Source organism: Streptomyces sp. WMMB 714 (genome assembly GCF_900090125.1).
Classification (GTDB): domain Bacteria; phylum Actinomycetota; class Actinomycetes; order Streptomycetales; family Streptomycetaceae; genus Streptomyces; species Streptomyces daqingensis.
On sequence record NZ_FMHJ01000015.1, the window covers coordinates 37417 to 63802 of the forward strand.

General features: G+C 72.5%; 29 protein-coding genes. 17 read left to right on the forward strand and 12 right to left on the reverse strand.

The annotated features are described in order from the left end of the window. Positions 1-42 precede the first annotated feature (42 nt). The gene (locus tag H181DRAFT_RS23980; RefSeq protein WP_045866502.1) at positions 43-858 is read right to left on the reverse strand and encodes an SAM-dependent methyltransferase; all 816 of its coding nucleotides are present in this window, start codon (positions 856-858) and stop codon (positions 43-45) included. Positions 859-1253: 395 nt separating this feature from the next. Here H181DRAFT_RS23980 and H181DRAFT_RS23985 point away from each other — a divergent pair, with 395 nt between their 5' ends. The 5 genes from H181DRAFT_RS23985 (at position 1254) to H181DRAFT_RS24005 (ending at position 5978) form a co-directional block, all read left to right on the forward strand. Beyond that, positions 1254-1520 carry a DUF397 domain-containing protein gene (locus H181DRAFT_RS23985; protein ID WP_045866503.1) on the forward strand — a complete coding sequence of 89 codons (267 nt, stop codon included), beginning with the start codon at positions 1254-1256 and terminating at the stop codon, positions 1518-1520. A 192-nt stretch (positions 1521-1712) separates the two neighbouring features. After that, positions 1713-2675, forward strand: coding sequence for an SDR family NAD(P)-dependent oxidoreductase (locus tag H181DRAFT_RS23990; protein WP_045866504.1), 963 nt, complete (start codon positions 1713-1715; stop codon positions 2673-2675). A 736-nt stretch (positions 2676-3411) separates the two neighbouring features. Then, positions 3412-4512: a peptidoglycan recognition protein family protein gene (locus H181DRAFT_RS23995; protein WP_045866505.1), complete on the forward strand. Its 1101-nt coding sequence runs from the start codon at positions 3412-3414 to the stop codon at positions 4510-4512. Between the two features lie 260 nt (positions 4513-4772). Then, on the forward strand, positions 4773-5555 hold the full coding sequence (locus H181DRAFT_RS24000) for a YqjF family protein (protein WP_045866506.1): 783 nt from the start codon (positions 4773-4775) through the stop codon (positions 5553-5555). Between the two features lie 111 nt (positions 5556-5666). Continuing rightward, complete coding sequence (locus tag H181DRAFT_RS24005) at positions 5667-5978, forward strand: hypothetical protein (RefSeq protein WP_045866507.1); 312 nt, start codon at positions 5667-5669, stop codon at positions 5976-5978. Positions 5979-6045: 67 nt separating this feature from the next. Here the strand turns inward: H181DRAFT_RS24005 and H181DRAFT_RS24010 are convergent, their stop codons facing one another. Together H181DRAFT_RS24010 and H181DRAFT_RS24015 are read right to left on the reverse strand one after the other, a co-directional pair. Further along, positions 6046-6456, reverse strand: coding sequence for an SRPBCC family protein (locus tag H181DRAFT_RS24010; protein ID WP_045866508.1), 411 nt, complete (start codon positions 6454-6456; stop codon positions 6046-6048). A gap of 112 nt (positions 6457-6568) precedes the next feature. Beyond that, entirely contained in the window at positions 6569-7738 is a 1170-nt protein-coding gene (locus H181DRAFT_RS24015; RefSeq protein ID WP_045866509.1) for an MGDG synthase family glycosyltransferase, read from the reverse strand. Positions 7739-7937: 199 nt separating this feature from the next. On the opposite strand from H181DRAFT_RS24015, the gene H181DRAFT_RS24020 reads away from it, so the two are divergent. From H181DRAFT_RS24020 to H181DRAFT_RS24030, 3 genes are read left to right on the forward strand one after another with little or no spacing between them, the layout of a single operon-like run. Next, positions 7938-8723: an SDR family NAD(P)-dependent oxidoreductase gene (locus H181DRAFT_RS24020; protein ID WP_045866510.1), complete on the forward strand. Its 786-nt coding sequence runs from the start codon at positions 7938-7940 to the stop codon at positions 8721-8723. Between the two features lie 19 nt (positions 8724-8742). After that, on the forward strand, positions 8743-9612 hold the full coding sequence (locus tag H181DRAFT_RS24025) for a DMT family transporter (RefSeq protein WP_045866614.1): 870 nt from the start codon (positions 8743-8745) through the stop codon (positions 9610-9612). 53 nt (positions 9613-9665) lie between these two features. Beyond that, positions 9666-10412: a polysaccharide deacetylase family protein gene (locus H181DRAFT_RS24030; protein ID WP_045866615.1), complete on the forward strand. Its 747-nt coding sequence runs from the start codon at positions 9666-9668 to the stop codon at positions 10410-10412. Positions 10413-10478: 66 nt separating this feature from the next. On the opposite strand, the gene hypE is transcribed toward H181DRAFT_RS24030, so the two are convergent. From hypE to H181DRAFT_RS24060, 6 genes are read right to left on the reverse strand one after another with little or no spacing between them, the layout of a single operon-like run. Further along, on the reverse strand, positions 10479-11537 hold the full coding sequence (gene hypE, locus H181DRAFT_RS24035; RefSeq protein ID WP_078895945.1) for a hydrogenase expression/formation protein HypE: 1059 nt from the start codon (positions 11535-11537) through the stop codon (positions 10479-10481). A 22-nt stretch (positions 11538-11559) separates the two neighbouring features. Then, complete coding sequence (gene hypD / locus H181DRAFT_RS24040) at positions 11560-12759, reverse strand: hydrogenase formation protein HypD (protein WP_045866512.1); 1200 nt, start codon at positions 12757-12759, stop codon at positions 11560-11562. Then, positions 12756-13034 carry a HypC/HybG/HupF family hydrogenase formation chaperone gene (locus H181DRAFT_RS24045; protein WP_045866513.1) on the reverse strand — a complete coding sequence of 93 codons (279 nt, stop codon included), beginning with the start codon at positions 13032-13034 and terminating at the stop codon, positions 12756-12758. The genes hypD and H181DRAFT_RS24045 overlap by 4 nt, the downstream gene beginning before the upstream one ends. Positions 13035-13059: 25 nt before the next feature. After that, positions 13060-15534, reverse strand: a complete 2475-nt coding sequence (hypF, locus tag H181DRAFT_RS24050) for a carbamoyltransferase HypF (protein WP_078895928.1) — start codon at positions 15532-15534, stop codon at positions 13060-13062. Next, positions 15531-16358 (reverse strand): hydrogenase nickel incorporation protein HypB, encoded by an 828-nt coding sequence (hypB, locus tag H181DRAFT_RS24055; protein ID WP_078895929.1) that lies wholly within the window; start codon positions 16356-16358, stop codon positions 15531-15533. The genes hypF and hypB overlap by 4 nt, the downstream gene beginning before the upstream one ends. Positions 16359-16364: 6 nt before the next feature. Next, positions 16365-16766, reverse strand: coding sequence for a hydrogenase maturation nickel metallochaperone HypA/HybF (locus H181DRAFT_RS24060; protein ID WP_045866514.1), 402 nt, complete (start codon positions 16764-16766; stop codon positions 16365-16367). A 209-nt stretch (positions 16767-16975) separates the two neighbouring features. On the opposite strand from H181DRAFT_RS24060, the gene H181DRAFT_RS24065 reads away from it, so the two are divergent. The 9 genes from H181DRAFT_RS24065 to H181DRAFT_RS30190 are packed head-to-tail and all read left to right on the forward strand — an operon-like array spanning position 16976 to position 24047. Further along, entirely contained in the window at positions 16976-18025 is a 1050-nt protein-coding gene (locus H181DRAFT_RS24065) for an NADH-quinone oxidoreductase subunit B family protein (protein WP_045866515.1), read from the forward strand. A 28-nt stretch (positions 18026-18053) separates the two neighbouring features. Then, complete coding sequence (locus tag H181DRAFT_RS24070; RefSeq protein ID WP_045866516.1) at positions 18054-19853, forward strand: nickel-dependent hydrogenase large subunit; 1800 nt, start codon at positions 18054-18056, stop codon at positions 19851-19853. Positions 19854-19864: 11 nt separating this feature from the next. Continuing rightward, positions 19865-20383, forward strand: coding sequence for a hypothetical protein (locus H181DRAFT_RS24075; protein ID WP_045866517.1), 519 nt, complete (start codon positions 19865-19867; stop codon positions 20381-20383). A 5-nt stretch (positions 20384-20388) separates the two neighbouring features. After that, positions 20389-21042, forward strand: a complete 654-nt coding sequence (locus tag H181DRAFT_RS24080; RefSeq protein WP_199810843.1) for a DUF5947 family protein — start codon at positions 20389-20391, stop codon at positions 21040-21042. Between the two features lie 23 nt (positions 21043-21065). Continuing rightward, positions 21066-21275: a hypothetical protein gene (locus H181DRAFT_RS24085; RefSeq protein ID WP_045866518.1), complete on the forward strand. Its 210-nt coding sequence runs from the start codon at positions 21066-21068 to the stop codon at positions 21273-21275. Then, positions 21272-22012: a DUF6084 family protein gene (locus H181DRAFT_RS24090; RefSeq protein WP_199810844.1), complete on the forward strand. Its 741-nt coding sequence runs from the start codon at positions 21272-21274 to the stop codon at positions 22010-22012. The genes H181DRAFT_RS24085 and H181DRAFT_RS24090 overlap by 4 nt, the downstream gene beginning before the upstream one ends. Next, positions 22000-23043 (forward strand): hypothetical protein, encoded by a 1044-nt coding sequence (locus H181DRAFT_RS24095; RefSeq protein ID WP_052708698.1) that lies wholly within the window; start codon positions 22000-22002, stop codon positions 23041-23043. Before H181DRAFT_RS24090 ends, H181DRAFT_RS24095 begins: the two co-directional genes overlap by 13 nt. Continuing rightward, positions 23040-23903, forward strand: a complete 864-nt coding sequence (locus tag H181DRAFT_RS29560; protein ID WP_074468030.1) for a hydrogenase maturation protease — start codon at positions 23040-23042, stop codon at positions 23901-23903. The genes H181DRAFT_RS24095 and H181DRAFT_RS29560 overlap by 4 nt, the downstream gene beginning before the upstream one ends. Positions 23904-23915: 12 nt before the next feature. Next, positions 23916-24047 carry a DUF6893 family small protein gene (locus H181DRAFT_RS30190; protein WP_302622655.1) on the forward strand — a complete coding sequence of 44 codons (132 nt, stop codon included), beginning with the start codon at positions 23916-23918 and terminating at the stop codon, positions 24045-24047. Between the two features lie 111 nt (positions 24048-24158). Here the strand turns inward: H181DRAFT_RS30190 and H181DRAFT_RS24105 are convergent, their stop codons facing one another. The 3 genes from H181DRAFT_RS24105 to H181DRAFT_RS24115 all read right to left on the reverse strand — a co-directional run bounded on the left by H181DRAFT_RS24105 (position 24159) and on the right by H181DRAFT_RS24115 (position 26262). After that, entirely contained in the window at positions 24159-24923 is a 765-nt protein-coding gene (locus H181DRAFT_RS24105) for a VOC family protein (protein WP_254666954.1), read from the reverse strand. Positions 24924-24976: 53 nt separating this feature from the next. Then, positions 24977-25309: a hypothetical protein gene (locus H181DRAFT_RS24110; RefSeq protein WP_045866520.1), complete on the reverse strand. Its 333-nt coding sequence runs from the start codon at positions 25307-25309 to the stop codon at positions 24977-24979. 140 nt (positions 25310-25449) lie between these two features. After that, positions 25450-26262, reverse strand: coding sequence for an SAM-dependent methyltransferase (locus H181DRAFT_RS24115; RefSeq protein ID WP_045866521.1), 813 nt, complete (start codon positions 26260-26262; stop codon positions 25450-25452). Positions 26263-26386: the final 124 nt, after the last annotated feature.

The window sequence follows — 26386 nt, forward strand, 5'->3', positions numbered from 1 at the left end:
CGCTCCCGTCACGCTGCGTGGCGCGGCACTCCGCGCCGGGCGTCACCACAACTTGCGTGCCACGCCGCCCAGCACGGGAAGGTCCGCGCCGCCCGCCGAGGGCTCTCCCGGCGAGGGCCGCCACTGCGGGACGGGGACCACGCCCGGCTCGGCCAGTTCGAGCCCGGAGAAGAAGCGGGCGATCTCCTCCGGGGAGCGCAAGCGGTAGGGCAGCGCCCCGGACTCGCTGTAACGGCGCATCGCAGCGCTGTACGCCTCGTCCGTGTCCGTGCCGTCCCGGATCGCGAGGCAGCTGCCCGCGGGGAGGTCCTGCATCAGCCTGTGCACGATCGCGCGGGCCTCGGTGTAGCGCTCGACGTGGGCGAGGATCCCCATGAGCAGCACGCCCACGGGCTCGTCCAGGTCCAGCGTCGCGGACGCCTCGGCCAGGATGCGGTCCGGGTCGTGGGCGTCGGCGTGGAGGTAGGCGGCGGCGCCCTCCGCGGAGCACGTCAGCAGCCGGCCCGCGTGGGCCAGGACCAGGGGATCGTGGTCGACGTAGACGATGCGCGCCTCGGGGGCGAGCCGCTGCGCGACCTCGTGGGTGTTGCCGGCGGTGGGCAGCCCCGTCCCCACGTCGAGGAACTGCCGCAGACCTTCCTCCACGACCAGGTGGCGCACCACGCGCCCGACGAACTCCCGCGACGCGCGGGCGAGTTCCGTCATGGCGGGGAAGTCGGCGAGCACCTGCTCCCCGGCGCTGCGGTCGGCTTCGAAGTGGTCCTTGCCGCCGAGCCAGAAGTCGAAGATCCGGGCGGAGTGGGGCACGGTCGGGTCGATGGATGCGGCCTCGGAGGCTGCTTCGTTCTGGCCTGTCAACGCGGGGTCCGTCCGTGTGCGAGGGGGATCGGGGCGGGACGGCGCTGAGGCGTGTGCGTCCGGGCCCGGTGAACTGCCGCAGGGCGGGGTTCCGGGGCCAGGAGTGAGCCGGGAGGCGTGCGCGAGGTCGCACTCCCCTGCAGTGCGACCTCGCACGCCCCCCTCCCCGGCTCGACGGCGGAAGGCTCCCGTGCTCGTTTCCGCACGCCGGTGAAGAGCATCACGGAGCCACTATGTCCCTGTGGTCTTCAGGCCGCAAGCATCGTTCTGATAATTTCAACGGTAAGTCGCAAAGAAATCAGCTGTGTTGAGCACTGCCGGCTGACGAGAGCGGCCTGCTGTTGTGCGTGCCGAACCCCCGGCCGTAACGATTCACCTCCGTAAGGAGTCCGACGATGAACCCCGAGGCTGTCACCGACACCACAACCGGCCGTGTGTACAACGGCATGCCCGCCAGAGACCTGGGCACCGAGGGCTGGCACAAGCCCTGGAGCGGACAGAACGGGGGCGCCTGCCTGGAGGCGAAGAAGCTTCCCGACGGGCACGTCGCCCTGCGCCAGTCCACCGACCCGGAGGGCCCCGCCCTGCTCTACACCCCGGAAGAGATCAACGCGTTCATCCAGGGAGCGAAGGCGGGCGCGGCCGACTTCCTCACCAGCTGAGACGGCCCGAGGGGGTGCGCGCCGTCCCGCCGCGGAAGCTCGCGGACGGCGTGCCCTCCCCTGCCGCCAGGGCATGCCTCTCGGATCTCCTCGGGCCCGCGGAGTCCGGATCGGGCCCGCGGAGTCGGCCCGCGGAGTCCGGAACGGCAGGCCCTTGCCCTGGAGCGCACTCCAATTCGTAGCGTTCCGTCCATGACCACACCTCAGCAGAGCATCGGCTCGGGCTTCGGGGCCCGCAGCACCGCCGCGGACGTCCTGCGAGGCGTCGATCTGACCGGATCGCTGGCCGTCGTCACCGGCGGCTACTCGGGACTCGGCCTGGAGACGACGCGTGCGCTGGCGGGCGCGGGGGCCCGCGTCGTCGTCCCGGCGAGACGGCCCGAGGCGGCGGAGGAATCCGTCGGCGGCATCGCCGGGGTGGAGGTCGACACGCTCGACCTCGCCGACCTCGGCTCCGTGCGCGCCTTCGCGGACCGCTTCCTGGAGACCGGCCGCACCATCGACATCATGATCAACAGCGCGGCCGTGATGGCCTGCCCCGAGACCCGGGTGGGCCCGGGCTGGGAGGCCCAGTTCGCGGTCAACCACCTGGGGCACTACGCGCTCGCCAACAGGCTGCGTCCGGCGCTCGCACCGGGCGGCGCCCGGGTCGTCTCGGTCTCCTCGGCAGGGCACCGGCACTCGCCCGTCCGCTGGGACGACGTGCACTTCGAGACGGGCTACGACAAGTGGAAGGCGTACGGGCAGGCGAAGACCGCCAACGCGCTGTTCGCCGTCCGGCTCGACACGCTCGGCCGTGACCTGGGCGTACGGGCCTTCTCGCTGCATCCCGGCGGCATCCTCACGCCCCTGCAGCGCCATCTGCCGGTCGAGGAGATGGTCGCCGCGGGGTGGATCGACAAGTCGGGGACTCCGGTGAACCCGTCCTTCAAGACGCCGGAGCAGGGCGCGGCGACCCAGGTGTGGGCCGCGACGTCTCCCCTGCTGGACGGCGAAGGAGGGGTCTACTGCGAGGACTGCGACATCGCCGGACTCGCCTCCGACGACCCCTCGGCCAGCGGCGGCGTGCAGGGCTACGCCGTCGACCCGGAAGAGGCCGCCCGGCTGTGGGAGCTCTCCGCGGAGCTGACCGGGCTCGACGCGTTCGGCGGCTGAGCGGAGGGGTGGCTGGGCCGAGTTGCGACGGGAGCACCCCGCAGCGGGCGGACGGCCACTCGGCCCGGCTGCCCCACCACCGTCAGGGTGCACAGCGGGTGCTCACGGACGCCCACACCGCCTCGGGCGGCGGTACCTGCCGGGAGCGAGCCGCAGGACGAGCGGGTCGCCCACTCAACTCCCCGGCCCGCTCCGTGAGTTCAGGCGGGACCGGGGTTCCGGCGGCCATGGCCCGTCCTACGGCTCGGCGCGCAGGCCGGGAAAACCGTGGCGGGCGCGGCTCCGGGGAGACGGCCCCCGGACGGCGGCAGAGGGAGGGACGGCCGACGGGAGCCGCCGTCCCGGGAGCGGGAGAGGGAAGTGCCGCTGTCCGCGTCTGGCGCCCTGTCACCTGACGGAGCAACAGCGCGAAGCATCCGGCCGTCGCGAACTGCTGGGCAGCGCAATGCCGTTGCCGCCGCCACTGGGCGCACCACGGGAGGCGGGGCCCGGTTCGCTCTGCTACAGGTGATTCGTGGCCGGTTCCTGCTTTCAGAATCCGAGAAAGTCGCGACGCATCCCCTCCGTGGGGTTGTCGCGTTCATGGCGGACTGCTTTTACTGGCCGGGCGCGGAACCCGATTTCAGCCCGTGCGGGGACGGGCGCGACTGCCCGTCCCCGCACGGGTCCCCCCACCCGTCGGTGACGGAACTCCGAGCGAGTCGAGCCGCCGTTGCCACTCCCGAAGGAGATCGAGATGGCTCCACAGCCAGGTTTCGACCGCCGCTCGCTGCTGCGCGGCGGCGCGGCCGCCACCGCCGCGAGCGCCATCGGCCTCGGCGCCGCCGGCACCGCACACGCTGCCGGACCGGCCGCGGCCCCTGCCGGCTCGCGGAGTGCGGCACGCGCCAAGGTGGCCGAGCCCCGCATCTACAGCACGGAGGAGTGGGGGGCGCGTGCGCCGTCCAGCGCGATCGTCGTCGAGGACCACCGTCCGACGTTCATCGTCGTCCACCACACCGCCGAGCCCGGCAACAGCGAGGACTACTCGCTGGAGCACGCGAAGAAGATCTGCCGCGACATCCAGAACTTCCACATGGACGGCAACGGCTGGTCCGACTCCGGCCAGCAGTTCACCAACAGCCGCGGCGGCTTCCGCCTCGAAGGCCGGCACCGGAGCCTCGAAGTGGTGCGCGGAGGCACTCAGCACGTTCAGGGAGCCAACGTCGGCAACCACAACAGCGAGGTCATCGGGATCGAGAACGAGGGCCTCTACACCGAGGTGGACGTACCGCAGGCGCTGTGGGACTCCCTCGTCCAGCTGGTCGCCTGGATCGCCGCGCAGTACGGCACGGACCTGGCGAACATCAAGGGCCACCGGGACTTCAACTCCACCGAATGCCCCGGCGAGGTCCTCTACGGCCGCCTGCAGGAGCTGCGGGACGCCGTGGGCAACGCCCTCGGCCTCTCCTCCTCCCTCGGCGAACTCCTCAACTGGCCGCTGCTGAAGCCCGGTTCGGTGGGCCCGCAGGTGCGGGCAGCCCAGCACCTGCTGCGGGCCAAGGGCTACTCGGTTCCGGTCGACGGGATCTTCGGGACGTCCACGAAGCGCGCCGTGGCCGAGCTGGCGGACACGCACAACATCGACCGGCACACCTGCTCGGCGATGCACCACAGCAAGGTCGACGAGACGGGCTTCCTCGGCTCCGACATCTGGCCGCTGCTCACCCCGGGCGACCGCAGGCCCGAGGGCGGCGAGATCGAGGAGGCCGTCGGCACGCTGCTGCGCAGCAAGCGGGGCAAGGCGCCCGACGTCGGCGAGCTCACGGAGACCGCCTGGAAGCGGCTGCTGAACTGATGCGGCAGCCGTGATCCGGTGGAACGCGGCCGGTCCGAAGCCCGGCCGCGTTCCGCCGGAAGCCGGGTGCACGCGGACACGGACGACCGCTCCGGGCGGGCCCGGGAGCCTGCCGGAGGCGGCCGCGGACGCGGTGGTCCGCCTGTCGACCGCCGCAGGGCCGCACCGTGTCCGCCGCACCCGGCGGGTCACGGGGTGCCGGGCCGGTCCACCGGCGACGGGCCGAGGGGAACCCCGGAGCCGTCTGCGATGCTGGCCGGGTGCCGCTCACGCCCCGCGACCCGCACTCCACGCAGGAGCCACGGCCCGTAACGGCCGATCCCCCGCACCGCACGGCCCGGCCGCTGCTGACGCAGTCGTGGCTCGACCTGGCCTTCGTGCACTGGGCGGCCGATCCCGCGGACGTGGCGCCGCTGCTGCCCGGGGGCACGTTCCCCGACGTCCTGGACGGCCGGACGTACGTCGGCCTCGTCGCCTTCCGCATGCACCGGGTGGGATGGTTCCGACTGCCGGGCATCCCCTACCTGGGCAGCTTCCCCGAGACGAACGTGCGGCTGTACTCCGTCGACGGGCACGGGCGCCGCGGCGTCGTCTTCCGCTCACTCGACGCCTCGCGCCTGATCCCGGTGACGGTGGCGCTCTCCCTCTTCCGCATGCCCTACCGCTGGTCGCGGATGTCGGTGCGGCGCCACGGCGGCCACGTCTCCTACACCAGCACCCGGCGGTGGCCCGGGCCCCGCGGTGCGCGGTGCCGGATGTCCGTGCGGATAGGCGAGCGCATCTCGCGGCCCACCGAGCTGGAGCACTTCCTCACAGCCCGCTGGGGAATGCACAACACGTTCCTCGGACGGCCGGTGTACCTGCGGAACGACCATCCCCGCTGGCCGCTGCACAGGGCCGAACTGACCGAGTGCGACGAGGACTTGGTGGCGGCGGCCGGGTTGCCGTCACCGTCCGGGGAGCCGGCGAGCGTGCTGTACTCGCCCGGCGTCCCGGTGCGCTTCTCCCGCCCCTCGCGGCCGGCGGGCGTGCCGACTCCCTGACTTCCGCCGCGAACACACCGCTGCCGCGGGCCGGAGGGCCGCCGGCGCGGTCCGCGGCGAGGGCTCGTGCTCCCGGAGGCGGGCCGCACGGAGCGGGCTTATCGTCGAGGCATGCGAGCCGGTGAACCGCACTACGACATCGTCCTCAAGCCGCAGACCGCCGACGCCGAGGGGCACCCGGTGCACGGCCCCGTCCTGCGGGTGATGAGCGTGCGGGCGACGGGGGCCCAGGGCGAGACCGGCTATCCGCGCTATGCGGGAGAGGGAGTCGAAGCCGACATCGACCCGCGTACCCGGACCGTCGAGGCGGTGACCGTCGACGGCGAGGAACTCCCCTACGGCTGGGTCGCCCTGATCGCGGAAGAGCACGACTTGCAGAACGAGGGCGAGGACGAGGACGAGGACGAGGCCAGAAGCGCCTGACGGCCGTACGCCTCGTCCGCGCCGCCGTCAGCCGGCCCCGTCAGCGGCCCTCGCCGGCGCCGCCCCGTCAGCCGGCCTTGTCCGCGCGGATCCTGACCTGCTCCGCGAGCCTGTCCAGGCTCTCGTCCAGCGCCGCGGTGACGCGGTCGTCCGGCGGGGCGTCCCCTTCGTCGAAGAACGACAGATGGACGGTGACGGAGCTGGCGCCGCCGCCGATTCCCTCGACCTGCAGCCATCCCGCGTAACGCCCGTCCTCACGGGTGCCCCACTCCAGGCGGAGCTGGTCCCGTCGGGCGCGCAGCAGCGCGGCTTCGTCGCGGCCGGTGCCGTCGTCGTGGACGGTGACGGCCGGCATCTCCTCGGGGTGGACGTGCAGCTCCCTCGGCAGCCACGTGTCGATCTGGCCGATGTCGCAGGCCTGGTCGAAGACTTCCTCCGGCGGGGCGGCCACCGTGCGGGAACGCTCGTGTTCGCTCATCGGGCCCGCGTGCCCCGGCGCCGCGCGGCGAAACGGGCGGGAGGCGCGATGACCCGGGAGGGCGTCGCCCGCCTGCCCGGCCGGCGCCGGGCCGTATCCGCTCCGGACCGTCTCAAGTCCGCACCCCCGCCTGGGCGATCTCGGCGATGCGCTGCGCCGCGTCCGCGCGGAAGAGCGCCTTGCCGCACGAGACGCGCTTCTCCCGTACGGGTCCCGGGTGCAGCACGCGCCCGAGCGCGTTCGCCAACTGCTCGTCGTTGAGGGTGAGTTCGGAGACGCCCGCGTCGGCCATCGCCCGTACGCCCTGGATCCCGTGCCCGGGCAGCGGCCGGTGGCCGACGACGGGCAGGCCCGCCGCCAGCGCCTGGACCGCTGTCTGGCCGGCGGCGTTGTCCACGAGGGCTCCGGCCGCCGACATCAGCCCGGCCATGTCGGAGACCCAGCCCAGGGCCAGCACTCCGGGCAGCCGCTCCGCCCGCCGGCGCAAGCGCTCGTCACGGCCGCACAGCAGGACGGGGAGGACGGCGGGCCCGTCGGCGCTCCCTGCCAACTTCCGCACCGTGCCGAGCAGTTCGGCCCCCACGCCCCAGGCTCCCGCCGAGACGAGGACGACGCCGCGTCCCCGCGCCGCCCGTCCGAGCCCGTCACGCCACGCCTGCCCCCCGCCGGCGGGCCGCTCCTCCCCCGGCGTTCCCCCCTCATCCGCCCGCAGGAACGCGGCCGGGACCACCGGCCCCGTGGCCTCGGCCGGCCTGCCGGTGATCACACCGGCCGTGCGGGCCGCGGCCTCCGTGACGCACAGGTGCACGTCGTTGCCCGGGTGGAGCCAGCCGCGGTGCACCCCGAAGTCGATGACGCTCACCACGCTCGGCACCCGCAGCGCTCCCCGCTCCCGCAGTCTCCCCGTCACCTGCGCGGAGAGGTGGAAGGTCGAAACGACGGCGTGCGGCTGCCAGTTGGCGACGATCCTCATCAGCGGCCGTTCCGCGAGCACCGCCAGCGGCGCGCTCCCCGGCCGTGCCGCCGCCGGTCCGCCTGCCTTCCGCTCCGGCTCCGGGTCGAGGAAGCCCCGGTAGACGGCCCCGTACAGCGCCGGCACCCGCCGCACCGTCCCTCGGTAGCCGGCCCGCAGAGCCGCGCCCACCCCCGAGGGGAGCAGCGCGAGCACATCCTCGGTCCGCACCTGGTGCCCGCGCGCCCGCAACCGGCCGGCGAGCTCTCCCGCGACCGCGTCGTGGCCGGCGCCCATACTGGCGCTGAGCAGCAGGAACCGTTGGCGCATAAGGCTCCAGAGTTCGGATGGTTCAGCGCCGGGCCGCGGCCCGTACGCCCGTTCCGAGTGGCTGTGTGCCGCGGTACGGCACCGGCGAACCGGGCCCGATCGAGTGATCGCAGCCTCCTGCGGGGCGACCCGCGCAGAGGCGCCGCCGGGCGATAGCCAGCATGCTGAAGGTCCTGCTCCTGATCACCCGGAGGGTGTCATGCACGACAGTTCTGGGCGGCAAGTGCGGAACGGAGCGCAGAGACCGGTCGCGCTGATCACCGGTGCCTCCTCGGGCATCGGCACTGCCGTCGCCGAACAGCTCGCCTCGGAGGGCAGCTGGCGCCTGCTGCTGAACGGGCGGGACGAGGAGCGGCTCTCGGACGTCGCGGTCCGTACCCGCGGCACCGCGCTGCCCGCCGACATCACCGACTCCCAGTCCCGCGCCCGGCTGGCCCGTGAGGCGCTGGCGCACGGCGGACGCGTCGACGCGCTCGTCGCCGGGGCGGGCATCGGCTGGGCGGGCCCGTTCACGAAGATGCCCGCCGAGTCGATCGACCGGCTGCTGGAGGTGAACCTCACCGCGGTGATCCATCTGGTGCGGCTCGTCCTGCCCGGCATGATCGCCCGCCGCAGGGGCAGCGTGGTGCTGATCGGTTCCGTGGCCGGCTCCGTCGGCGTGCGCGACGAGGCGGTGTACGCGGCCACGAAGGGCGGGCTGATCGCCTTCGCGGACAGCCTCCGCTACGAGCTGGCCGCGTCCGGCGTACGGGTGTCCGTCGTGATGCCGGGCGCCGTGGACACCCCCTTCTTCAGCCGCCGCGGCGTCCCCTACGGGCGCACCCGGCCCCGGCCCGTGCCCGCCGGGCAGGTCGCGGCCGTGGTGCGCAGGGCGCTGGTCTCGGGACGCTCCGACTCGTACGTGCCGGGCTGGCTGAGCATGCCCGCCCGCCTGCACGGGGTGGCCCCGGGGCTCTTCCGCAGCCTCGCCCAGCGCTTCGGCTAGGAGTCAATACGACGTGTTGCTGCTGATCGTCTCTGTCGTGCTGGCGCTGATGGCAGCGCTGGCCAACGCCGCTGCGTCGGTGCTGCAGCGGCGTGCCGCCGCGACGGAAAAGGCCGCGTCCACCGGCAGGCGGTTCTCGTGGCTGACCCATCTCCTGCACCGCCCGGTGTGGATGTGGGGATCCGCGATGCTGGGGCTCTCGGGCATCTGCCAGGCCGGTGCGCTGGCGGCGGGGCCCCTGGCCGTCGTCCAGCCCGTCATGGCCACGGAGCTGCTCTTCACCCTGGTGGTGGGCAGCGTCTTCTTCCACCGGCGGCCCGACACCCGCGCGTGGTGGGCGTTCCTCTCCATGGTCCTCGGGCTGGCGGCGTTCCTGGTGCTCGTCCATCCGACCGCCGGTACGACCCGTGTGCCGGTGGGCCGATGGCTGGCGGCCGGGGCGGGGCTGCTCGCCGTCGTGATCACCCTGCTGGTGGTCGCCGCCCGCCTGCCCTCGGCGCCGCGCGCCACGGTGCTGGGAGCGGCCACGGCCATCGGCTTCGCCGGCACGGCCGCCCTCATGAAGGACGCCATCGCCCGCCTGTCCGACGGAATCGTCGCGCTGCTGACGGCGTGGCAGACCTACGGCGTCGCCGTCCTCGGCCTGGTCAGCTTCCTGCTGCTGCAGGTGACGTTGCGCGCCGGAACCCTGGTGGCCTCCCAGCCCGCGCTCACCCTGGGGGACTCGCTGACGAGCGTCGTGCTGGGCGCGGTGCTCTTCGACGAGAAGCTGACCCTCGGATGGTTGATCGTGCCGGAACTCGCCGCCATCGCCCTGGTCGGTGCGGGAAGCGTGCAGCTGGCCCGTACTCCCGAGGTCTCGGGAAAGGAACAGGAGGGGGTGTGGTGACGCCATCCGCGATCCGCCGGACACGGGACACGGCGGGCAGGGGCCGGGCGGCTGTGCTCGGCGGCGCCGGAGCCGCCGCGGCCGCGCTGGCCACCGCCGCCTGTCACATCGGCCCCGCCGCGACCTGGCTGCCCGGGCTGCGCCGCGTCATCAGCCCAGCGCTGGACGGCCGCGGCGACCCCGGCCACGTCGCCCTCACGTTCGACGACGGGCCCGACCCGCGCACCACCCCCCACTTCCTGCGGGAGCTGGACCGGCTCGGCGCCCGGGCCACCTTCTTCGTCCTCGGCAGCCAGCTCGAACGCCACCCGGAACTCGGCCGGCACATCGTCGAGGGAGGCCACGAACTGGCCGTGCACGGATGGCTGCACGAGAAGTTCTGGCGCCCCCGACCCCTCGCCGACCGGCGGGACCTGGCACGGACGATCGCCGCCGTGGAGCGTACGTGGGGACGGCGTCCCCGCTGGTACCGGCCGCCGTACGGCGTACTCACCGCGACCCGCCTCAGGGCGGCCCGGACGCTCGGGCTCCAGCCCGTGCTGTGGACGGCCTGGGGCCGCGACTGGACCTCGCAGGCGGACGCCGAGAGCGTGCTGCGCGAGCTGGACCGGCGGCTGTGCGGCGGCGCCACCGTCCTGCTGCACGACACCGACCGCTCCAGCGTCCCGGGAGCCTGGCACTCGGCGCTGGACGCCCTGCCGCGGCTGGTGATGCGCTGCCGTGCCGACGGGCTGCGCGTCGGCACCCTCGCCGAACACGGAGTACGGGGCGGCCGGAGCGGAGCGGCGAGCACGTCCTGAGCGCCGGCACCCCGCCCCGGCCCCCGCGAAACCCGACGCCCGCAGCCGTCCAGCGGCAGCGGCGGTTCAGCAGATGCGCGGCAACTGCTCGCCCACGGGCAGGTCGACCACCCGCGTACCGCCCAGGCCCGTACGGGCGACGACCATGCCGGGATGCGTCTCGACGCACTCGCCGATCACCGCGGACTCCCTCCCCAGCGGATGCTCCCGCATGGCCTCCAGCACCGCGTCGGCCTGCGCCCGGGGGACGAAGGCGACGAGCTTGCCCTCGTTGGCCACGTACATGGGGTCCAGGCCGAGCATCGCGCACGCGTTGGCGACGGGGGCCGGTACCGGCACGGCGTGCTCCTGGACGACGACTCCCACCGTCGCGGCCACCGCGATCTCGTTCAGCGCGGCCGCGAGACCGCCCCTCGTCGGGTCGCGCAGCACGTGGAGGTCCGGCGTGACGGCCAGCATCGCCTCGACGAGTCCGCCCAGCGCGGCGCAGTCGCTCTCGACCTCGACGCCGAACTCGAGACCGTCCCGCACGCTCATCACCGCGACCCCGTGCACGCCGATCGCGCCGCTGACGATGATCACGTCGCCGGGTTCCGCGCGCTGGGGACGGATGTCGACCCCGTCCGGGACGAGCCCGATCCCGGCGGTGTTGAGGTAGACGCCGTCGCCTCGGCCCGCCTCCACCACCTTGGTGTCGCCGGTGGCGATCTCCACGCCCGCGCTGCGCGCCGCGGCGCCCAAGGCCTCGGCGACACGCGAGACCAGCGGCACCTCGACGCCCTCCTCCAGGATGAAGCCGCAGGAAAGGTACGCGGCGCGGGCACCGCTCATGGCGAGGTCGTTGACCGTCCCGTTCACGGCGAGGTCGCCGATGCTGCCGCCGGGGAAGAACAGCGGCCGCACGACGAAGGAGTCCGTGGAGAAGGCGAGCCGCGCCCCGCCGAGCGTGAACGCCGCCGAGTCCCCGAGCCCGGCGAGCAGATCGCCGCCGAAGGCGGGGGCGAAGATGTGCTGGACGAGTTCGGAGGAGAGCGCTCCGCCGCCTCCGTGGCCCATGACGACGCGCGGCTGGTCCCTCAGCGGAGCGGGGCAGGTCACGCCGGCGAAGTCCGGTGCCGTGGGCATCGGCCCGGCGAGGTCGGTGATCTCAGACAACGGGGCTCCCCTCCAGCGGTGCCGGCTCGGACGTGCTGCGCGCTCCCCCGGACGTGCGGGCGGCCCTGCTCCCGGTGCCGCCCGGGATCACGGCCCCGCTGGTGGTGCCGAGCCTGCGGTAGAGGTAGTACGCGGCGCACGCGCCCTCGCTGGAGACCATCGTCGCGCCGAGCGGCGTACGGGGAGTGCACGCCGTTCCGAACGCCTCGCACTCGTGGGGCTTGATCAGGCCCTGAAGGACCTCGCCGCTGCGGCACTCGACAGGCTCACGCGTGTCGATGCCCGTGACGGAGAAGCGGTGCTCGGCGTCGAACTCCCGGTAGCGCTCGGCGAGTCGCCATCCGCTGCCGGGGATGACCCCGATCCCCCGCCACGCCCTGTCGGTCACCTCGAAGATGTCGGCGAGCATGGCCTTCGCCGCGGGGTTGCCCTCCGGAGGCACGACGCGCGCGTAGGCGTTGTCGACGGTGTGCTCGCCGCGCTCGAGCTGCCGGACCGCGCGCCGCACGCCTTCCAGGACGTCCAGCGGCTCGAACCCCGTCACCACGATCGGCACCCTGAACCGCTCGGCCAGCGGGGGGTATTCACCGATCCCCATCACGCTGCACACGTGCCCGGCGGCGAGGAAGCCCTGCACCCGGCACGACTCCGACTGCATGATCGCCTCGATCGCCGGAGGCACCCGCACATGGCTGACGAGCAGGCTGAAGTTCCCGATCCCCAGCTTCTTCGCCTGGTGCACGGTCATGGCGTTCGGCGGCGCCGTCGTCTCGAACCCGATGCCGAAGAAGACCACTTGGCGCTCCGGGTGCTGCTGGGCGATGCGCAGGGCGTCCAGCGGCGAGTAGACGACGCGCACGTCCCCGCCCTCGCTCCGCACCTGGAAGAGGTCCCGGCCGGTCCCGGGCACCCGCAGCATGTCGCCGTAGCTGCAGAAGATCACGTCCTTGCGGGACGCGATCTCCAGCGCCTTGTCGATGACCTCCAGCGGCGTGACGCACACCGGGCATCCCGGACCGTGGATCAACTCGATCCCGTCGGGGAGCAGTTGGTCGATGCCGTGCCGGATGATGGAGTGCGTCTGCCCGCCGCACACCTCCATCAGCGCCCAGGGCCTCGTGACGATCGCATGGATGTCGTCCAGCAGCCTGCGGGCGAGTTCCGGGTCCTGGAACTCGTCGATGTACTTCACTTCGTAGCCTCCCGTGCAGCCAGCTCCCACGGGTCGCCGAACTCCTCTTCCAGCAACCCGAGTTCCTCGAACAGCGCGAGCGTCTGCCGCGCCGAGTCCTCGTCCAGCCGCTGCAGCGCGAAGCCGACGTGGACGATGGTGTACTCACCGACCCGCAGGTCGGGCAGGTATTCGCAGCACACTTCCTTGGCCACTCCGCCGAAGTCGACGGTGGCCATGCGGGTACCGTCCCGCTCCTCGATGTCCAGCACCTTGCCGGGTACCGCCAGGCACATGGTCTGCTCCTCGCTCTGCGTCGTCTCAGGGGGTGGCCGTGGTACGGCCGGGCTCCGGCTCGGTCTCCCCGCGCTCCCGCGGCCGCCCGGAGAGCAGGCCGGGGGCGGCCGGTTCCGTACCCTCCGTGCGGTCCCGCCGGGCGGCGATCATCAACTGGCCCAGGGCGAGGCCGCCGTCGTTGGGCGGGACGAGCCGGTGCCGCAGCACGGTGAACCCGTCGTCGCCGAGAGCGCGGGCGCAGGCGCCGGAGAGCAGGGAGTTGGCGAAGACACCGCCGCTGAGCGCGACCGTCCCGAGTCCGTGCCGTTCGCGGGCGGCGCCGCAGACCCGCCGCACGAGGTCCGCCACCGCGCGGTGGAAGCGCGCGGCGATCAACTCGGCGGGCACGCCGTCCCGTACGTCCGCGCTGATCCTCGCGAGCATCGGCGCCGAGTCGCCTGCCAAGGGCCCTTGAGCGGTGGGGCGCATCGCGAACTCGTAGCCGTGAGCGTCCTGTTCGTCGTGGCAGCCGGCCGCCGCCGCTTCGAGCTCCATGGCGGCCTGGGCCTCGTACCCGGCGTGGTGGCACACCCCCGACAGCGAGGCGACGGCGTCGAAGAGCCGCCCCATGCTGGTCGTCGGCACGCACCCGAGGCCCCGCTCCAACTGGACGGCCAGCGCCCTGCGTTCGGGCTCGGGGCAGGCCACGGTGCACGGCAGCGCGGGCGACCAGGCGATGCCCGCCGCCCGCAGGTGGGCGAGCGCCATCCGGTAGGGGCGCCGCACAGCGGCGTCGCCCCCGGGGAGCTGGACCGGGCTGAGGTGTGCGAAGCGCCGGTAGCCGTCGTAGTCGGCGAGCAGGAACTCGCCGCCCCACACGGCGCCGTCGTCGCCGTAGCCCGTCCCGTCGAAGGCGACGCCGATCACCGGCCGGCTGCCGTCCAGGCCGTGTTCGGCCATCACCGAGGCGATGTGGGCGTGGTGGTGCTGGACGCGCCGCAGCGGCCTGCCGCCCGCGTTCCGCAGCGCCCAGCCCACGGAGCGGTACCCGGGGTGCCTGTCCGCGGCGAGGACCCGGGGGCGCACCCCGGTGATCTGCTCCATCTGGCGTTCGGCCCTTCCGAACGCGGTGAGCGTGGCCAGGTCGTCCATGTCGCCGATGTGCGCCGAGAGCCAGGCGTGGTGTCCTTCCCCGACGCAGAACGTGTTCTTCAGGTCGCCGCCGAGTGCCAGCGCGGCGGCGACGGGACGGGGCAGGTTCACGGGGAAGGGCGCGTAGCCGCGTGAACGCCGTACGGGCAGCTGCTCGCCGTTCGCCACCCGCACGACCGAGTCGTCGCACGGCACATGGATCGGACGGTCGTGCAGGAGCCAGGCGTCGGCGAGCGGAGCGAGCCTCGTGAGTGCCTCGTCGTCGTCGGTGACGATGGGTTCGCCGCCCAGGTTGCCGCTCGTCATCACCAGCAGCCGGGGCCCGGGCGGATCCCCCGGCAGCCCGAACAGCAGGTGGTGCAGGGGCGTGTACGGCAGCATCACCCCCAAGTCGGCGGTGTGCGGCGCCACTTCGGCGGCGACCGCCAGCTCGGGATTCCGCAGCTCGACACCCGTGCGCCTGCGCAGCAGCACGATGGGCCGCCGGCCGCCGGTCAGCAGATCCCGTGCCACGGCGTCGAGATGGACGAGGCGCCCCGCGTCCTCGACGTCCCGGCACATCAGCGCGAAAGGCTTGTCGCCGCGCGCCTTGCGCTGCCGCAGCAGCCGCACGGCCGAGCTGTTCGACGCGTCGCACGCCAGGTGGTACCCGCCCAGTCCTTTCACCGCGACGACGGCACCGGCGGCGAGCAACTGCCGTGCCGCGGCGATGGGTTCGGCGTTCCGTGGCGGAGGGGCCGCGGCCGTGCCGCCGGGTACGCGCAGCCGCAGCCGGGGGCCGCAGTCGTGGCAGGAGACGGGCTGCGCGTGGAAGCGCCGGTCGCCCGGGTCGCCGTACTCCTTCTCGCAGCTGGGGCACATGGGGAAGCGGGCCATCGTGGTGTGCCCGCGGTCGTAGGGGAGCCCCGTCACGATGGTGAAGCGCGGACCGCAGTGCGTGCACGTGATGAAGGGGTGCCGGTAGCGCCTGTCCGCCGGATCGCGCAGCTCGGCCAGGCACTCCGCGCAGGTCGCCGTGTCGGGGGCGACGAGCGTACGGGCCGTGGCGCTGCCGGTACGGGACGGGGCGATGGCGAAGCCGCTGGTACCGGCGGCGGGCAGCGGCTCGTGCGTCACGGACTGCACCACGGCCAGGGGCGGGGCGTCGGAGCCGATCCGCCCGCAGAAGGCCGCGAGCGCCCCCGGATCTCCCTCGACCTCGGCGACGACGCCGTCTCCCGTGTTGGACACGTGCCCGGACAGACCGAGCTCTCCGGCGAGCGCGTAGACGAACGGCCGGAAGCCCACGCCCTGTACGACTCCGCGCACGGTGACCCTGCGGCGCTGAGCCTCTGCGGTGGCGACGGCCGTGCTCTGCCGCCCGCTCACGGGTGGCTGCGGGCAGGCACGTCGGACATGTGAGCCCGCACGGGAGTGGCGCCGGACGCACCCGGAGCCCCGTACGGCAGCGTCACCGAGGAAGCGTGCGCGTGCCCGTGCACGTGAGCGTCCGCATCGGGGCCACCGGTGCGTGCCATCACCGGCCGGTGCGCCTCCGCCCCCGCGGCGACCGCCTCGGCCCGCTCCAGCAGCAGACCCACCCCCCGGTCGCGGCGTGCCGAGGTGCAGACCACCTCGACGCCGGGGTTGACCTGCCGCACGTTGGCGCGGAACTCCTCCTCGTCGAAGCCGACGGCGTCGGCGATGTCGTCCTTCGTCACGATCACCAGCTGCGCCAGCCCGAACGCCGTCGGGTACTTCAGCGGCTTGTCCTCACCCTCGGTGACGGAGGCGAGCACCACCCTCAGCGACTCCCCGAGGTCGTACGTGGCCGGGCAGACGAGGTTCCCCACGTTCTCCACGAACAGCAGCCGTACGCCGTCCGGCAGCCAGCCCTCCAGGTGCCCCCGGAGCATGTCGGCCTCGAGATGGCACAGCCCGTCGGTGAGGACCTGCTTGACGGGTACGCCCGCACGGGACAGGCGCTGCGCGTCGTGCTCCGTGGCGAGGTCGGCCGTCAGCGCGGCGACGGGCACGCCTCGGGCCGCCGCCAGCGTCAACTCCGCTTCCAGCAGTGCCGTCTTGCCGCTGCCGGGGCTGGAGAGAAGGTTGACCACCGCGGTCCCCCGTGCGGTCAGCTCTTCGCGTAGTGCCCGGGCGCGCTCGTCGTTCTTGGCGAGCACCGCCTGCTGCAGATCGACGACACGGCACATGTTCTCTCAGCTCTCCTCGTTTGCCGGTACGGATACGGGACGGACGTCTGCGCGGGGCTCGTCCCCGGCCCAGCGGACGCCGACGATCTGCAGCTCGCGTCCCGAGACCAGCTCGGCCCGGCCGCCCTCGCACCGCGGACAGCACAGCTGCGGCGGCATCCCCGTCGACCACTGCGCGCCGCAGGGCAGGCACCGGGCGCGGCCCGGCACATGGTCGACGAGAAGTTCGGAGCCCTCCAGGGCGGTCCCCGTGCAGGCGAGCGAGAAGCAGAAGTGCAGCGAATCGGGTACCACGCCGGACAGTTCGCCCAGCTGCAGTCGTACGGCGGAGACGGTGCCGGAGCCGACGCTGCCGGTTGCTTCCGTGACCTGCTCCACCATCGCCACGGCGATGGACATCTCATGCATCCGGGGTCCCTCCGCTCGCGGTTCATTACAGAGCGGGCCCCTGCGGCCGCTCCCCTGACACGCCGCCCCCGGGGGCAAGGTGATCCGTTCGGCTCACCGCCCCCGGCGCGGTGCCGTTGTGGCTCGTGGTCCGATATGTCAGATTTATCGGCAATGCTCTGACAGCTGTCTCCGCCGGTCGGCGACCGGCCGTGGAAGGGACCGTTCGCATGGACGACGAGGCGTCAGCAAAGGGATTCGACGAGATCCATATCCTGTGGACCTCGGAAGGCATGAGCTGCGACGGCGACACGGTCTCCGTGACGGCCGCGTCGCTGCCGAGCCTCGAGGACGTACTGCTGGGGTCCGTGCCGGGCCTGCCCAAGGTGCATCTGCACAACAAGGTCCTGGCGTACGAGACCGGCGAGGACTTCGTCGAGGCGTTCCGCAAGGGGGCCCGGGGTGAGCTCGGGCCCTTCATCCTGGTCGTCGAGGGGTCCATCCCCAACGAGAACATCAACGGCGACGGCTACTGGACGTCCATGGGCAACGACCCGGACACCGGCGAACCGATCACCCTCAATACCTGGATCGACCGCCTCGCCCCGCACGCCTGGGCGGTGGTCGCGATCGGCACCTGCGCCACCTACGGCGGCATCCACGCCATGGCCGGCAACCCGACCGGGTGCATGGGCCTCGCGGACTACCTCGGCTGGGACTACCGCTCCGCCGGGGGCATGCCGATCGTCAACGTGCCGGGCTGCCCCGTCCAGCCCGACAACTTCACCGAGACGCTGCTCTGGGTGCTCCACCAGGCCGCCGGGCTCGCGCCGACCATCCCGCTCGACGAACAGCTCCGGCCGACATGGCTGTTCGGCAAGACGGTGCACGAGGGCTGCGACCGGGGCTCGTACTACGAACAGGGCGACTTCGCCAAGGACTACAACTCCCCCAAGTGCCTTGTGAAGGTCGGCTGCTGGGGCCCCGTCGTCAACTGCAACGTCACCAAGCGCGGCTGGATGGACGGCATCGGTGGGTGCCCCAACGTGGGCGGCATCTGCATCGGCTGCACGATGCCCGGATTCCCCGACAAGTTCATGCCGTTCATGGACGAGCCGCCCGGCGGCACGCTCTCGTCGTCCCTGATGAGCCTCTACGGGCCGTTCATCCGCAGCATGCGCTCGATCACCAACCGGTCCGCCAACCGGGAACCGAAGTGGCGGCACAACGAACCCGCCCTCACCTCCGGTTACCAGCGCCGCTGGACCGGCCGCAACTGACACAAGCGAACTGCGAGAGGAACGACCAGTGGCGACCGCTCAGGACACTGCCAAGGCGTCCGGCCCGGACCAGCGCGAGCTGACCGAAGTGGCCTTCGACCCGATCACGCGGATCATCGGCAACCTCGGCATCTACACGAAGATCAACTTTCCCGGCCGTGAAGTCGTGGAGTGCCGGAGCACCTCCTCCATCTTCCGCGGATACAGCGTGTTCATGAAGGGCAAGGACCCGCGGGACTCGCACTTCATCACCAGCCGCATCTGCGGGATCTGCGGCGACAACCACGCCACCTGCTCCGTGTACGCCCAGAACATGGCGTACGGGGTGAAGCCGCCGCCGCTGGCCGACTGGATCATCAACCTCGGCGAGGCGGCCGAGTTCATGTTCGACCACACGATCTTCCAGGACAACATGGTCTTCGTCGACTACTGCGAGCGCATGGTCAGGGAGACCAACCCCGGGGTGCTGGAGCGTGCGGAGCGCACTCCGGCACCCCGCGGCGAGCAGCACGGGCACCGCACGATCGCCGACATCATGCGGTCCTTCAACCCGTTCGAGGGCGAGACGTACAAGCAGGCGCTGGTGATGAGCCGGCTGACCCGTGAGATGTGCTGCCTGATGGAGGGCCGCCACGTCCATCCCTCGACGCTCTACCCGGGCGGCGTGGGGACGGTCGCCACTCCGCAGCTCTTCACCGACTACCTCGTACGCCTGATGCGCTGCATGGACTTCGTCAAGCGCGCGGTCGCCATGAACGACGACGTCTTCGACTTCTTCTACGAGGCGCTGCCCGGCTACGAGGAGGTGGGCCGCCGCCGCACGATGCTCGGGTGCTGGGGCTGCTTCCAGGACCCCGACGTCGTCGACTACGACTACCGGACGATGAACACGTGGGGGAACTCCATGTTCGTCACCCCCGGCATCGTCGTCGACAACGAGCTGGTCACCACCGACCTCGTCGACATCAACCTCGGCATGCGCATCCTGCTGGGCAGCAGCTACTACGAGGACTGGACGGGCGAGGAGACGTACGTCGAGAAGGACCCGCTGGGCAACCCCGTCGACAAGCGCCACCCGTGGAACCAGACCACGCTGCCCGCCCCCCAGAAGCGCGACCTGGACGGCGGCAACTACAGCTGGGTCGTCAGCCCCCGCTGGTACGACAAGCGCACGGGCGACCACCTGGCTCTCGACACGGGCGGCGGCCCCATCGCCCGGCTGTGGGCGACCGCGCTGGCCGGCAAGGTCAGCACCCCGTACGTGCGGTCGACCGGCCGCAGCGTGCAGATCGACCTGCCGAAGACCCCGTCGACGCCCGAGACGCACCTGGAGTGGACGCCGCCGCCGTTCCCCAACACCCTGGAGCGCAACCGGGCCCGTATGTACTTCGTCGCCTACGCGGCCGGCATGGCCATGTACTTCGTGGAGCGGGCGCTGGCGGAGGTGCGGTCGGGGCACACCAAGGTCTTCGAGGACTTCAAGGTGCCGGAGGAGGCCATCGGCGTCGGCTTCCACGAGGCCGTGCGCGGCGTGCTCTCCCACCATCTCGTCATCCGCGACCGCAAGATCGCCAACTACCACCCGTACCCGCCGACCCCGTGGAACGCCAGCCCGCGCGACCACTACGGCACGCCCGGACCGTACGAGGACGCCGTGCAGGGCATGCCGATCTTCGAGGAGAACAGCCCCGAGAACTTCAAGGGCATCGACATCATGCGCACGGTGCGCAGCTTCGACCCCTGCCTGCCGTGCGGTGTGCACATGTACCTCGGCGGCGGCCGGACTGTGCGGGAGCACCACTCCCCCACCTTCGGCGCGCTGGCGTAAGGGCCGCTGCGATGGTCTGGGAAGAGCGCGAAGCACGCGAACACGTCGCCCGTACCGAGAAGTTGCTGTCCGGCCTCGGCGGGATCGCCGACGCCGGCGCCCGCGAGCAGGCACTCGACGCGCTGCACGCACTCGCGGAGCTGTACGGCGAGTGCCTGGCCAGGGTGATGCGCTGCGCGGACGAGAAGACCACCGATGCCGTAGCGGCGGACGAGCTGGTGAGCCATCTGCTCCTCGTGCACGACCTGCACCCCGAACCGGCCGGGGAGCGCGTGCGGCGCGCCCTCGACGGCATGCCGGGGGTGACCGTACTGGCGGTGGAGGAGCCGGTGGTCCGCGTCGCCCTTCGTCCTCAGGGCTGCGGCGCCCCCTCCGGGGAGCAGCTCGCGAGTGCCGTGCGGGAGGCGGTGGCCTGGGCGGCACCCGAGATCGAGCAGGTGGAGACGGAGAAGGCCGCCGCGGACACCGAGACCCTGATCCCGGTGGATTCGCTCTTCCGCGGGCCGGTGCAGCCGGCCGGGAACCGGTGAGCCGGGTGGACCAGGTTGGGCCGGAGGCCGTGCCCCTCGTGGAGGACGCCGCGAGCCCCCGCGGGCTGCGGGAGCTGCTGCGCAGGCCGCGAGCCGGTTCGCGCACGGTGCCCGAGCGGTGCGACCTGTGCTCCGAGCCGCTGCCGGATGACCACCGCCACATGCTGGATGTGACGCAGGACGCCGTGCTGTGCGCGTGCCGGGCGTGCTCGCTGCTGTTCGACCAGAGCGCGGCCGGCGGGAGGCACTACCGGCTCCTGCCCGGGCGGCGGACCGAGCTGAGCGGCCTGCGCTTCGACGACGCGTTGTGGGCGGCGCTGGGCGTGCCCGTCGGGCTCGCGTTCTTCGTACGCGACGGCGCGTCCGGCGAGGTGAGCGTCGGGTATCCGAGTCCGCTCGGCGCGACGCGGGCCGCGGTCGACCCGCAGGTCTGGGAGGAGGTCGTGCGGGGGTACCCGGGCCTGGTGGATCTGACGGACGACGTGGAGGCGCTGCTGGTGCACCGCTCCGGCACCGTCCAGGAGCACTGGATCGTGCCGCTGGACGACTGCTACCGGCTCGTCGCGCTGGTCCGCTCCCACTGGCGGGGGCTGTCCGGCGGCTCCGAGGTGTGGGAGCACATCGGAGCCTTCTTCGCCGGGCTGTCCGAGAAGGACTGATCACGCACAACCAAGGAGTCGGCATGGGCGACATCAAGATCGGCAAACCGGACGTACGGCTCGACAAGAGCGCGCACACGCCGGGCGTACGGCAGGGCAACCACGAGGGCGGCTTCAAGCACCAGCCCGGCCACCTTCCCGACGACACCTCCACGGCACGCAGGTCCACGGGCATCCGCGCGAAGCACATGGACCCGATCATGCCCGGCATGCCCAACCTCTCCCCCGCGTGAAGGCGACCGCTGCCGGGCCCGTCCACAGCGGCGCGGGCCGGACGGACGACGAGGGCCCCGAGCTGGACTTCGCCGTCACCTCCGTACGCCCGATGCCCGGCCAGGCCGTCCCGGCACTGGCCTTCCGGATCGCCGTCACCCGCAGCGGCGGCGGGCCCGTACGCTCCCTCAGCCTCACGACGACGGTGCGGATCGCGGTGGCGCGGCGCCGCTACGAGCACGCGGACCTGCTGACGATGGCGAGGCTCTTCGGGCAGCCCGAGCAGTGGGCGACCAGCATGCAGCCGCTCACCTGGGCCAGGGTCACGACCGTGGTGCCGCCGTTCGACGCACGGACAGAGACCGATCTGCCGGTCCCCTGCACCCGGGACGCGGAGCTGGCGGTGACCTCCTACTTCCACTGCGTACGCGACGGCGAGGTGCCGCTGGACTTCCTCTTCAACGGGACGGTCTTCTACGAAGGCCCCGGGGGCAGGCTGCGCACCGCCCAGATCGCCTGGACCAAGGAGGCCTCCCACCGGCTGCCCGCCGGCATGTGGCACGAGACTCTGGGCCGCTACGGGCAGGGCACGAGCTGGGTGCCGCTCTCCTCCGACGCCCATGACGCGCTCGTCGCACACCGCGACCGGCACGCACTCTCGGGCTGGGAGGAGACGGTCAGAGATCTGCTCGCCCGTGCGGAGACGACCGGCGGGGCCGGGCAGCGAGCGGTACGGGGAGCCACGTGGACGCCGTAGAGAAGATCGCCCGCACCTGCCTCTACGAGGGGTACCTGCTCTGGCCGTACCGGCGGACCGCGCTGAAGAACGCACAGCGCTGGACGTTCGGCGGGGTCTACCCACGAAGCTGCGCCGACGGTCTGGGCGAGCCCTCGCGGATGCGCACTCAGGTGCTGCTGGAGGCGGGGCCCGCCGCGAAGCTGACCGTCCACCTGCGGTTCCTGCAGGTCGTCGACCGCCAGGTGTTCCGGCACGGGCCCTCCGGGCCCGTCCCCGTCGACGAGCTGCGCGTCGCGGGAGAGCGGCACCTGACCTGGCAGGAGGCGACCGAGCGGCGCTGGGTCTGCCCCCCGTGGTCGCCCCGGCGCGGCCCCCGCACCTCCACGGTGGACATCGCGGCGGGCACGGACCGGGAGGCGCTGCGCGCGGAGTCGGGCAGCGTGGCGGGCACGCTGGTGCGGGGATGGAAACGGCTCACCGGCACGGTGCGGCTGGAGACGGAGGCGGTGACCGACAAGGTGCAGCGGGTGACCGTGGAGGTCGAGAACACCACCCCCTGCCCGGTGCCCGTCCCCGGCGCGCGCCGCGCCAGAGACGCGGCGGCCCCCTACGCGTTCGTCTCCACGCACGCGGTGCTGCACACCGACACCGGCGCCTTCGTCTCGCTCACCGACCCTCCGGGCGAGCTGAAGGAGGCCGCCGCGGCGTGCCGCAACACCGGCGTCTGGCCGGTGCTCGTCTCCGACGATCCTGACGCGGCGAGGAGCAGTCCGCACCGCGCCCGGGACGTGCTCTCCTCGCCGATCACGCTGTACGACTATCCGGCCGTGGCCCCGGAGAGCCCGGGGGACATGTTCGACGGGGGCGAGATCGATCAGCTCCTGATCCTCGGCATCCTCAGCCTGACCCCCGAGGAGCAGGAGGAGGCCCGCGCCACCGATCCCCGCGCCCGGGAGATCCTCGACCGTTGCGCGGCGCTCGGCCCGGGCGAGCTGTCCGCGCTGCACGGCACCATCCGCGGATTCCGGCCCGTCCTGGAGGAGAGATGAACGAGGTGCGCGACCGCACTGTGCTGACCGGGGGCGCGGAAGTGGGACGCGGCAGCCGGGTGCGGCTGCGGCCCAGCCACACGTCGGACATCTTCGACCTCGAACTGGGCGGCCGCACCGCCGAGGTCGAAGCGGTCGAGGAGGACATGGAGGGGCGGGTCCACCTCGTGGTCACGCTGGAGGACGACGACGGACGCGACTTCCGCACCGGCCTCGGCCACCGCTTCTTCTTCTCACCGGACGAGGTCGAGCCGCTCGACGGCGGCCACGCGGGACCGCGGATCCTCATCGCGGGCATCGGGAACGTCTTCCTCGCCGACGACGCCTTCGGTCCCGAGGTCGTCGCGGCGATGCGCGGCCGGGAGGTGCCTGCCGGGGTGCACGTCGCCGACTTCGGCATCCGCGGCATGGACCTCGCCTACCGGCTGCTGGACGGCTACGACGTGGCCGTCCTCGTCGACGCGGCGCCCCGTGGGGGCACGCCCGGGACGCTGTACGTCATCGAGGCCGGTACCGAGGCGGACACGCGGGCGGAGACGGCGGACGGAACGGGTGCCGGCGGCCTGCCGGAAGCACACGGCATGGACCCCGTCCAGGTGCTGGCGCTGGCAAGACAGCTCGGCCGCGAGAGGCTGCCGCGCGTCGTCATCCTCGGATGTGAGCCCGCCGTGCGGATGCGCGGCGACGAGCCCGACGTCGTCGTCGGGCTGAGCGAACCGGTGGGAGAGGCGGTCGGCGAGGCGGTCGTGCTGCTGGAGGAGCTCACGGGCGAGCTGCTGCGCGACCCGGGAGGCGACCTCGGCGGTGATCCGAGCGGCCGTCCGAGCCGTGACCTGAGCAGGCGGACAGTGACCGAGTGAGGAGTTGAGAGCATGAGAAGAGGGATCTTCGTCCCGGCGGTGGCGGTACGCATCGCCGTGGGGGCCGTGGCGGCGGCGGTCGTCGCCATGGCCGCGGCCAGCGCACCCGACGCGGTGCGCTACTTCAAGATGAAGACCATGTAGCGCCGCCCCCGGCTCCGGAGGGCGGGAGCGGACGGTGCGGCACAGCGGTGCCCGAGGAGTTCTCCTCGGGCACCGCTGTGCTGCATCTGGAGGCGCCGGATCAGTCGTGCGTCAGGCGCCTTCGGGCGCGTGGGAGTGCACGGTGAACAGACCGCCCTCGGGGTCGAAGAGGCGGGCCGTCCGTCCGAAGGGGTTGTCGGCGGGACTGCTCGCGATGGCACCGCCGGCCGATACGGCCGCCTTGGCCGCGTCGTCCACGTCGTCGACGAAGAAGGACACGTGCCAGCGCGGGCGGATGTGCGGGTCCGGCGCCGACTCGACGGCACCGCCGCGGATCGTGGCGACGGCCCTCCGGTCGACGCGGACGACCACCGCCTCGTACTGGTAGTCGACCTCGCAGCGTCCGCTCTCCGACGCCCAGTCGAAGACCTCGGCGTAGAAGATGGCCGCGGCGAAGGCGTCACGCGTGCGCAGCTCCAGACGCGCGGGCGGAGCGACGCGGGAGACGTCCCAGGCGGGCAGGACCCGGCCCTCCCAGAAGCCGAACGTGGCACCGGCGAGGTCGGCTGCCAGAGCGGTGCGGCCCTCGCCCATGCGGATCGGGCCGACCGCCACGGTCGCGCTCCGCTCGCGCACCCGGGCGGACGCGGTGTCCGCGTCGGGTACGGCGAAGAAGGGCGTCCACTGGACCGCCACACCCATGGTGCGGACGATGGCGCCCATGCCGGCGACGGGAACGTCGCCCGAATAGGCGACGCTGAAGTTCTCGCCGAGGCTTCCCCGCCGGAAGGTCCAGCCGAGCACCTCGGCGTAGAAGCGCTGTGCCGACTCCAGGTCGGCCGTGGCCAGGCTCACCCAGCACGGTGCCCCGTCCACGGGCGCGACTCCGGAGTGCACTCCCGTCCCCTTCGCCTCGTTCGCGTAGCCGATCAGCGGTTGAGCGCCTTCTCGAGCTGCTTCTTGTTCATCGAGGAGCGTCCCTGGATCCCGCGCTGCTTCGCCTCGTTGTAGAGCTGCTCGCGCGTCGGGCCGCTCTTCGGGGGCATCCGGTTCCCGGAGCGCTTGCCGCCTCGCTCGGACGCGGACTTGCCCCTTAGGGACGTCCGGCTCTTCCGGTCGGCCTCGCCGGTGCGCGCCCGCTCCTTGTTGACGGTGCGCGAAGCTATCTCCTTGGCCCGGCCGGTGGGGGCGCCGCGCTTCTTCGCGCCCTCCTTGATGTGCTCGTACTGCCTCTCGCGCTTCGAGTTCGACCCTGCGGGCATGACTCCTCCTCTTCCGTTTCGGAATCAGCCCCCCGATTACCCCTCCAGCCCGTTTGCTAACAACAGCGTGCGAAACGGCACACACGGACGCAATCGGCCGACGGGAAGGTTGAACACGCGACGAGTTCGGCGCCGGGCCGCTACGGCTTGCGCGCGACGGCTGCGTAGCAGGCGGCCTCCGCGTCGGTGACCTGGTACATGTCCTGCTCGGCGTCGGGGCGCCAGCGGTGCGTGACGGTGACCCCAGGCTCCAGCAGCTCCCAGCCGTCGAAGAAGCGGGTGAACTCCTCGCGGTCACGGGCCTGTACGGGAGAACCGGCGGCCTTGTAGGTGCTGACGGTGCGGGCGATGGCTTCCGGGTCGAATTCGGCCGTGACGTGGCTGATGGTGAGAGTGCTGCCCGACGGCAGGACGTCCTTGAAGTATTCGACGACCTCGTGCGCGGTGCGCTCCCCGGGGATGAAGTGGAGGAGGGCGATGAGGCTGAGGGCGACGGGACGGCCCAGGTCCAGGGTCTCCACGAGCTCCGGGGACTTCATCAGGGCCTCGGGGTCCCTGGCATCCCCCTGCGAGTAGGCCGTGCGCCCCTCGGGGCTGCTGCGGAGGAGGGCCTGGGCGTGGGTGAGGACGATGGGGTCGTTGTCGGTGTAGACGACCCGCGCCTCCGGCGCTGTGCGCTGGGCGACCTCGTGCAGGTTCGGCGACGTGGGAATGCCCGTGCCCACGTCCAGGAACTGGCGCATGCCGAGCTCGGTGAGATGGCGCACGGAGCGGTGCATGAACTGGCGGTTCGCCCGCGCCGCGACGAGGACTGCCGGAAAGACGGACATGGCGCGGCCCGCCTGCTCGCGGTCCGCGGGGAAGTTCGTGGTGCCGCCGAGGAAGTAGTCGTACATCCGCGCCGGATGGGCCCGGTCCAGCTCCAGGTCCACAGCGCCTTCGTCAACGGCCACGGCGTCCCGCCTCTCTCGTCTCACTGAACGGATGGCCCGTCATGGTGCGTCATTCCGGCGGACTTGCCCAGGCGGGGCCCCTGGCAAGGGAGAAGACCGGCCACGCCGGGGCATGCGAAGCAGT

What these genes read in the sequence shown, in the direction of transcription:
- H181DRAFT_RS23985 (WP_045866503.1), top strand. Translation starts at nt 1,254, where the DNA reads ATGAACCCCGAGGCTGTCACCGACACCACAACCGGCCGTGTGTACAAC.
- H181DRAFT_RS23990 (WP_045866504.1), top strand. Translation starts at nt 1,713, where the DNA reads ATGACCACACCTCAGCAGAGCATCGGCTCGGGCTTCGGGGCCCGCAGC.
- H181DRAFT_RS23995 (WP_045866505.1), top strand. Translation starts at nt 3,412, where the DNA reads ATGGCTCCACAGCCAGGTTTCGACCGCCGCTCGCTGCTGCGCGGCGGC.
- H181DRAFT_RS24005 (WP_045866507.1), top strand. Translation starts at nt 5,667, where the DNA reads ATGCGAGCCGGTGAACCGCACTACGACATCGTCCTCAAGCCGCAGACC.
- H181DRAFT_RS24010 (WP_045866508.1), bottom strand. Translation starts at nt 6,456, where the DNA reads ATGAGCGAACACGAGCGTTCCCGCACGGTGGCCGCCCCGCCGGAGGAA.
- H181DRAFT_RS24015 (WP_045866509.1), bottom strand. Translation starts at nt 7,738, where the DNA reads ATGCGCCAACGGTTCCTGCTGCTCAGCGCCAGTATGGGCGCCGGCCAC.
- H181DRAFT_RS24020 (WP_045866510.1), top strand. Translation starts at nt 7,938, where the DNA reads ATGCACGACAGTTCTGGGCGGCAAGTGCGGAACGGAGCGCAGAGACCG.
- hypE (WP_078895945.1), bottom strand. Translation starts at nt 11,537, where the DNA reads ATGCCCACGGCACCGGACTTCGCCGGCGTGACCTGCCCCGCTCCGCTG.
- H181DRAFT_RS24045 (WP_045866513.1), bottom strand. Translation starts at nt 13,034, where the DNA reads ATGTGCCTGGCGGTACCCGGCAAGGTGCTGGACATCGAGGAGCGGGAC.
- hypB (WP_078895929.1), bottom strand. Translation starts at nt 16,358, where the DNA reads ATGTGCCGTGTCGTCGATCTGCAGCAGGCGGTGCTCGCCAAGAACGAC.
- H181DRAFT_RS24060 (WP_045866514.1), bottom strand. Translation starts at nt 16,766, where the DNA reads ATGCATGAGATGTCCATCGCCGTGGCGATGGTGGAGCAGGTCACGGAA.
- H181DRAFT_RS24065 (WP_045866515.1), top strand. Translation starts at nt 16,976, where the DNA reads ATGGACGACGAGGCGTCAGCAAAGGGATTCGACGAGATCCATATCCTG.
- H181DRAFT_RS24075 (WP_045866517.1), top strand. Translation starts at nt 19,865, where the DNA reads ATGGTCTGGGAAGAGCGCGAAGCACGCGAACACGTCGCCCGTACCGAG.
- H181DRAFT_RS24085 (WP_045866518.1), top strand. Translation starts at nt 21,066, where the DNA reads ATGGGCGACATCAAGATCGGCAAACCGGACGTACGGCTCGACAAGAGC.
- H181DRAFT_RS29560 (WP_074468030.1), top strand. Translation starts at nt 23,040, where the DNA reads ATGAACGAGGTGCGCGACCGCACTGTGCTGACCGGGGGCGCGGAAGTG.
- H181DRAFT_RS30190 (WP_302622655.1), top strand. Translation starts at nt 23,916, where the DNA reads ATGAGAAGAGGGATCTTCGTCCCGGCGGTGGCGGTACGCATCGCCGTG.
- H181DRAFT_RS24110 (WP_045866520.1), bottom strand. Translation starts at nt 25,309, where the DNA reads ATGCCCGCAGGGTCGAACTCGAAGCGCGAGAGGCAGTACGAGCACATC.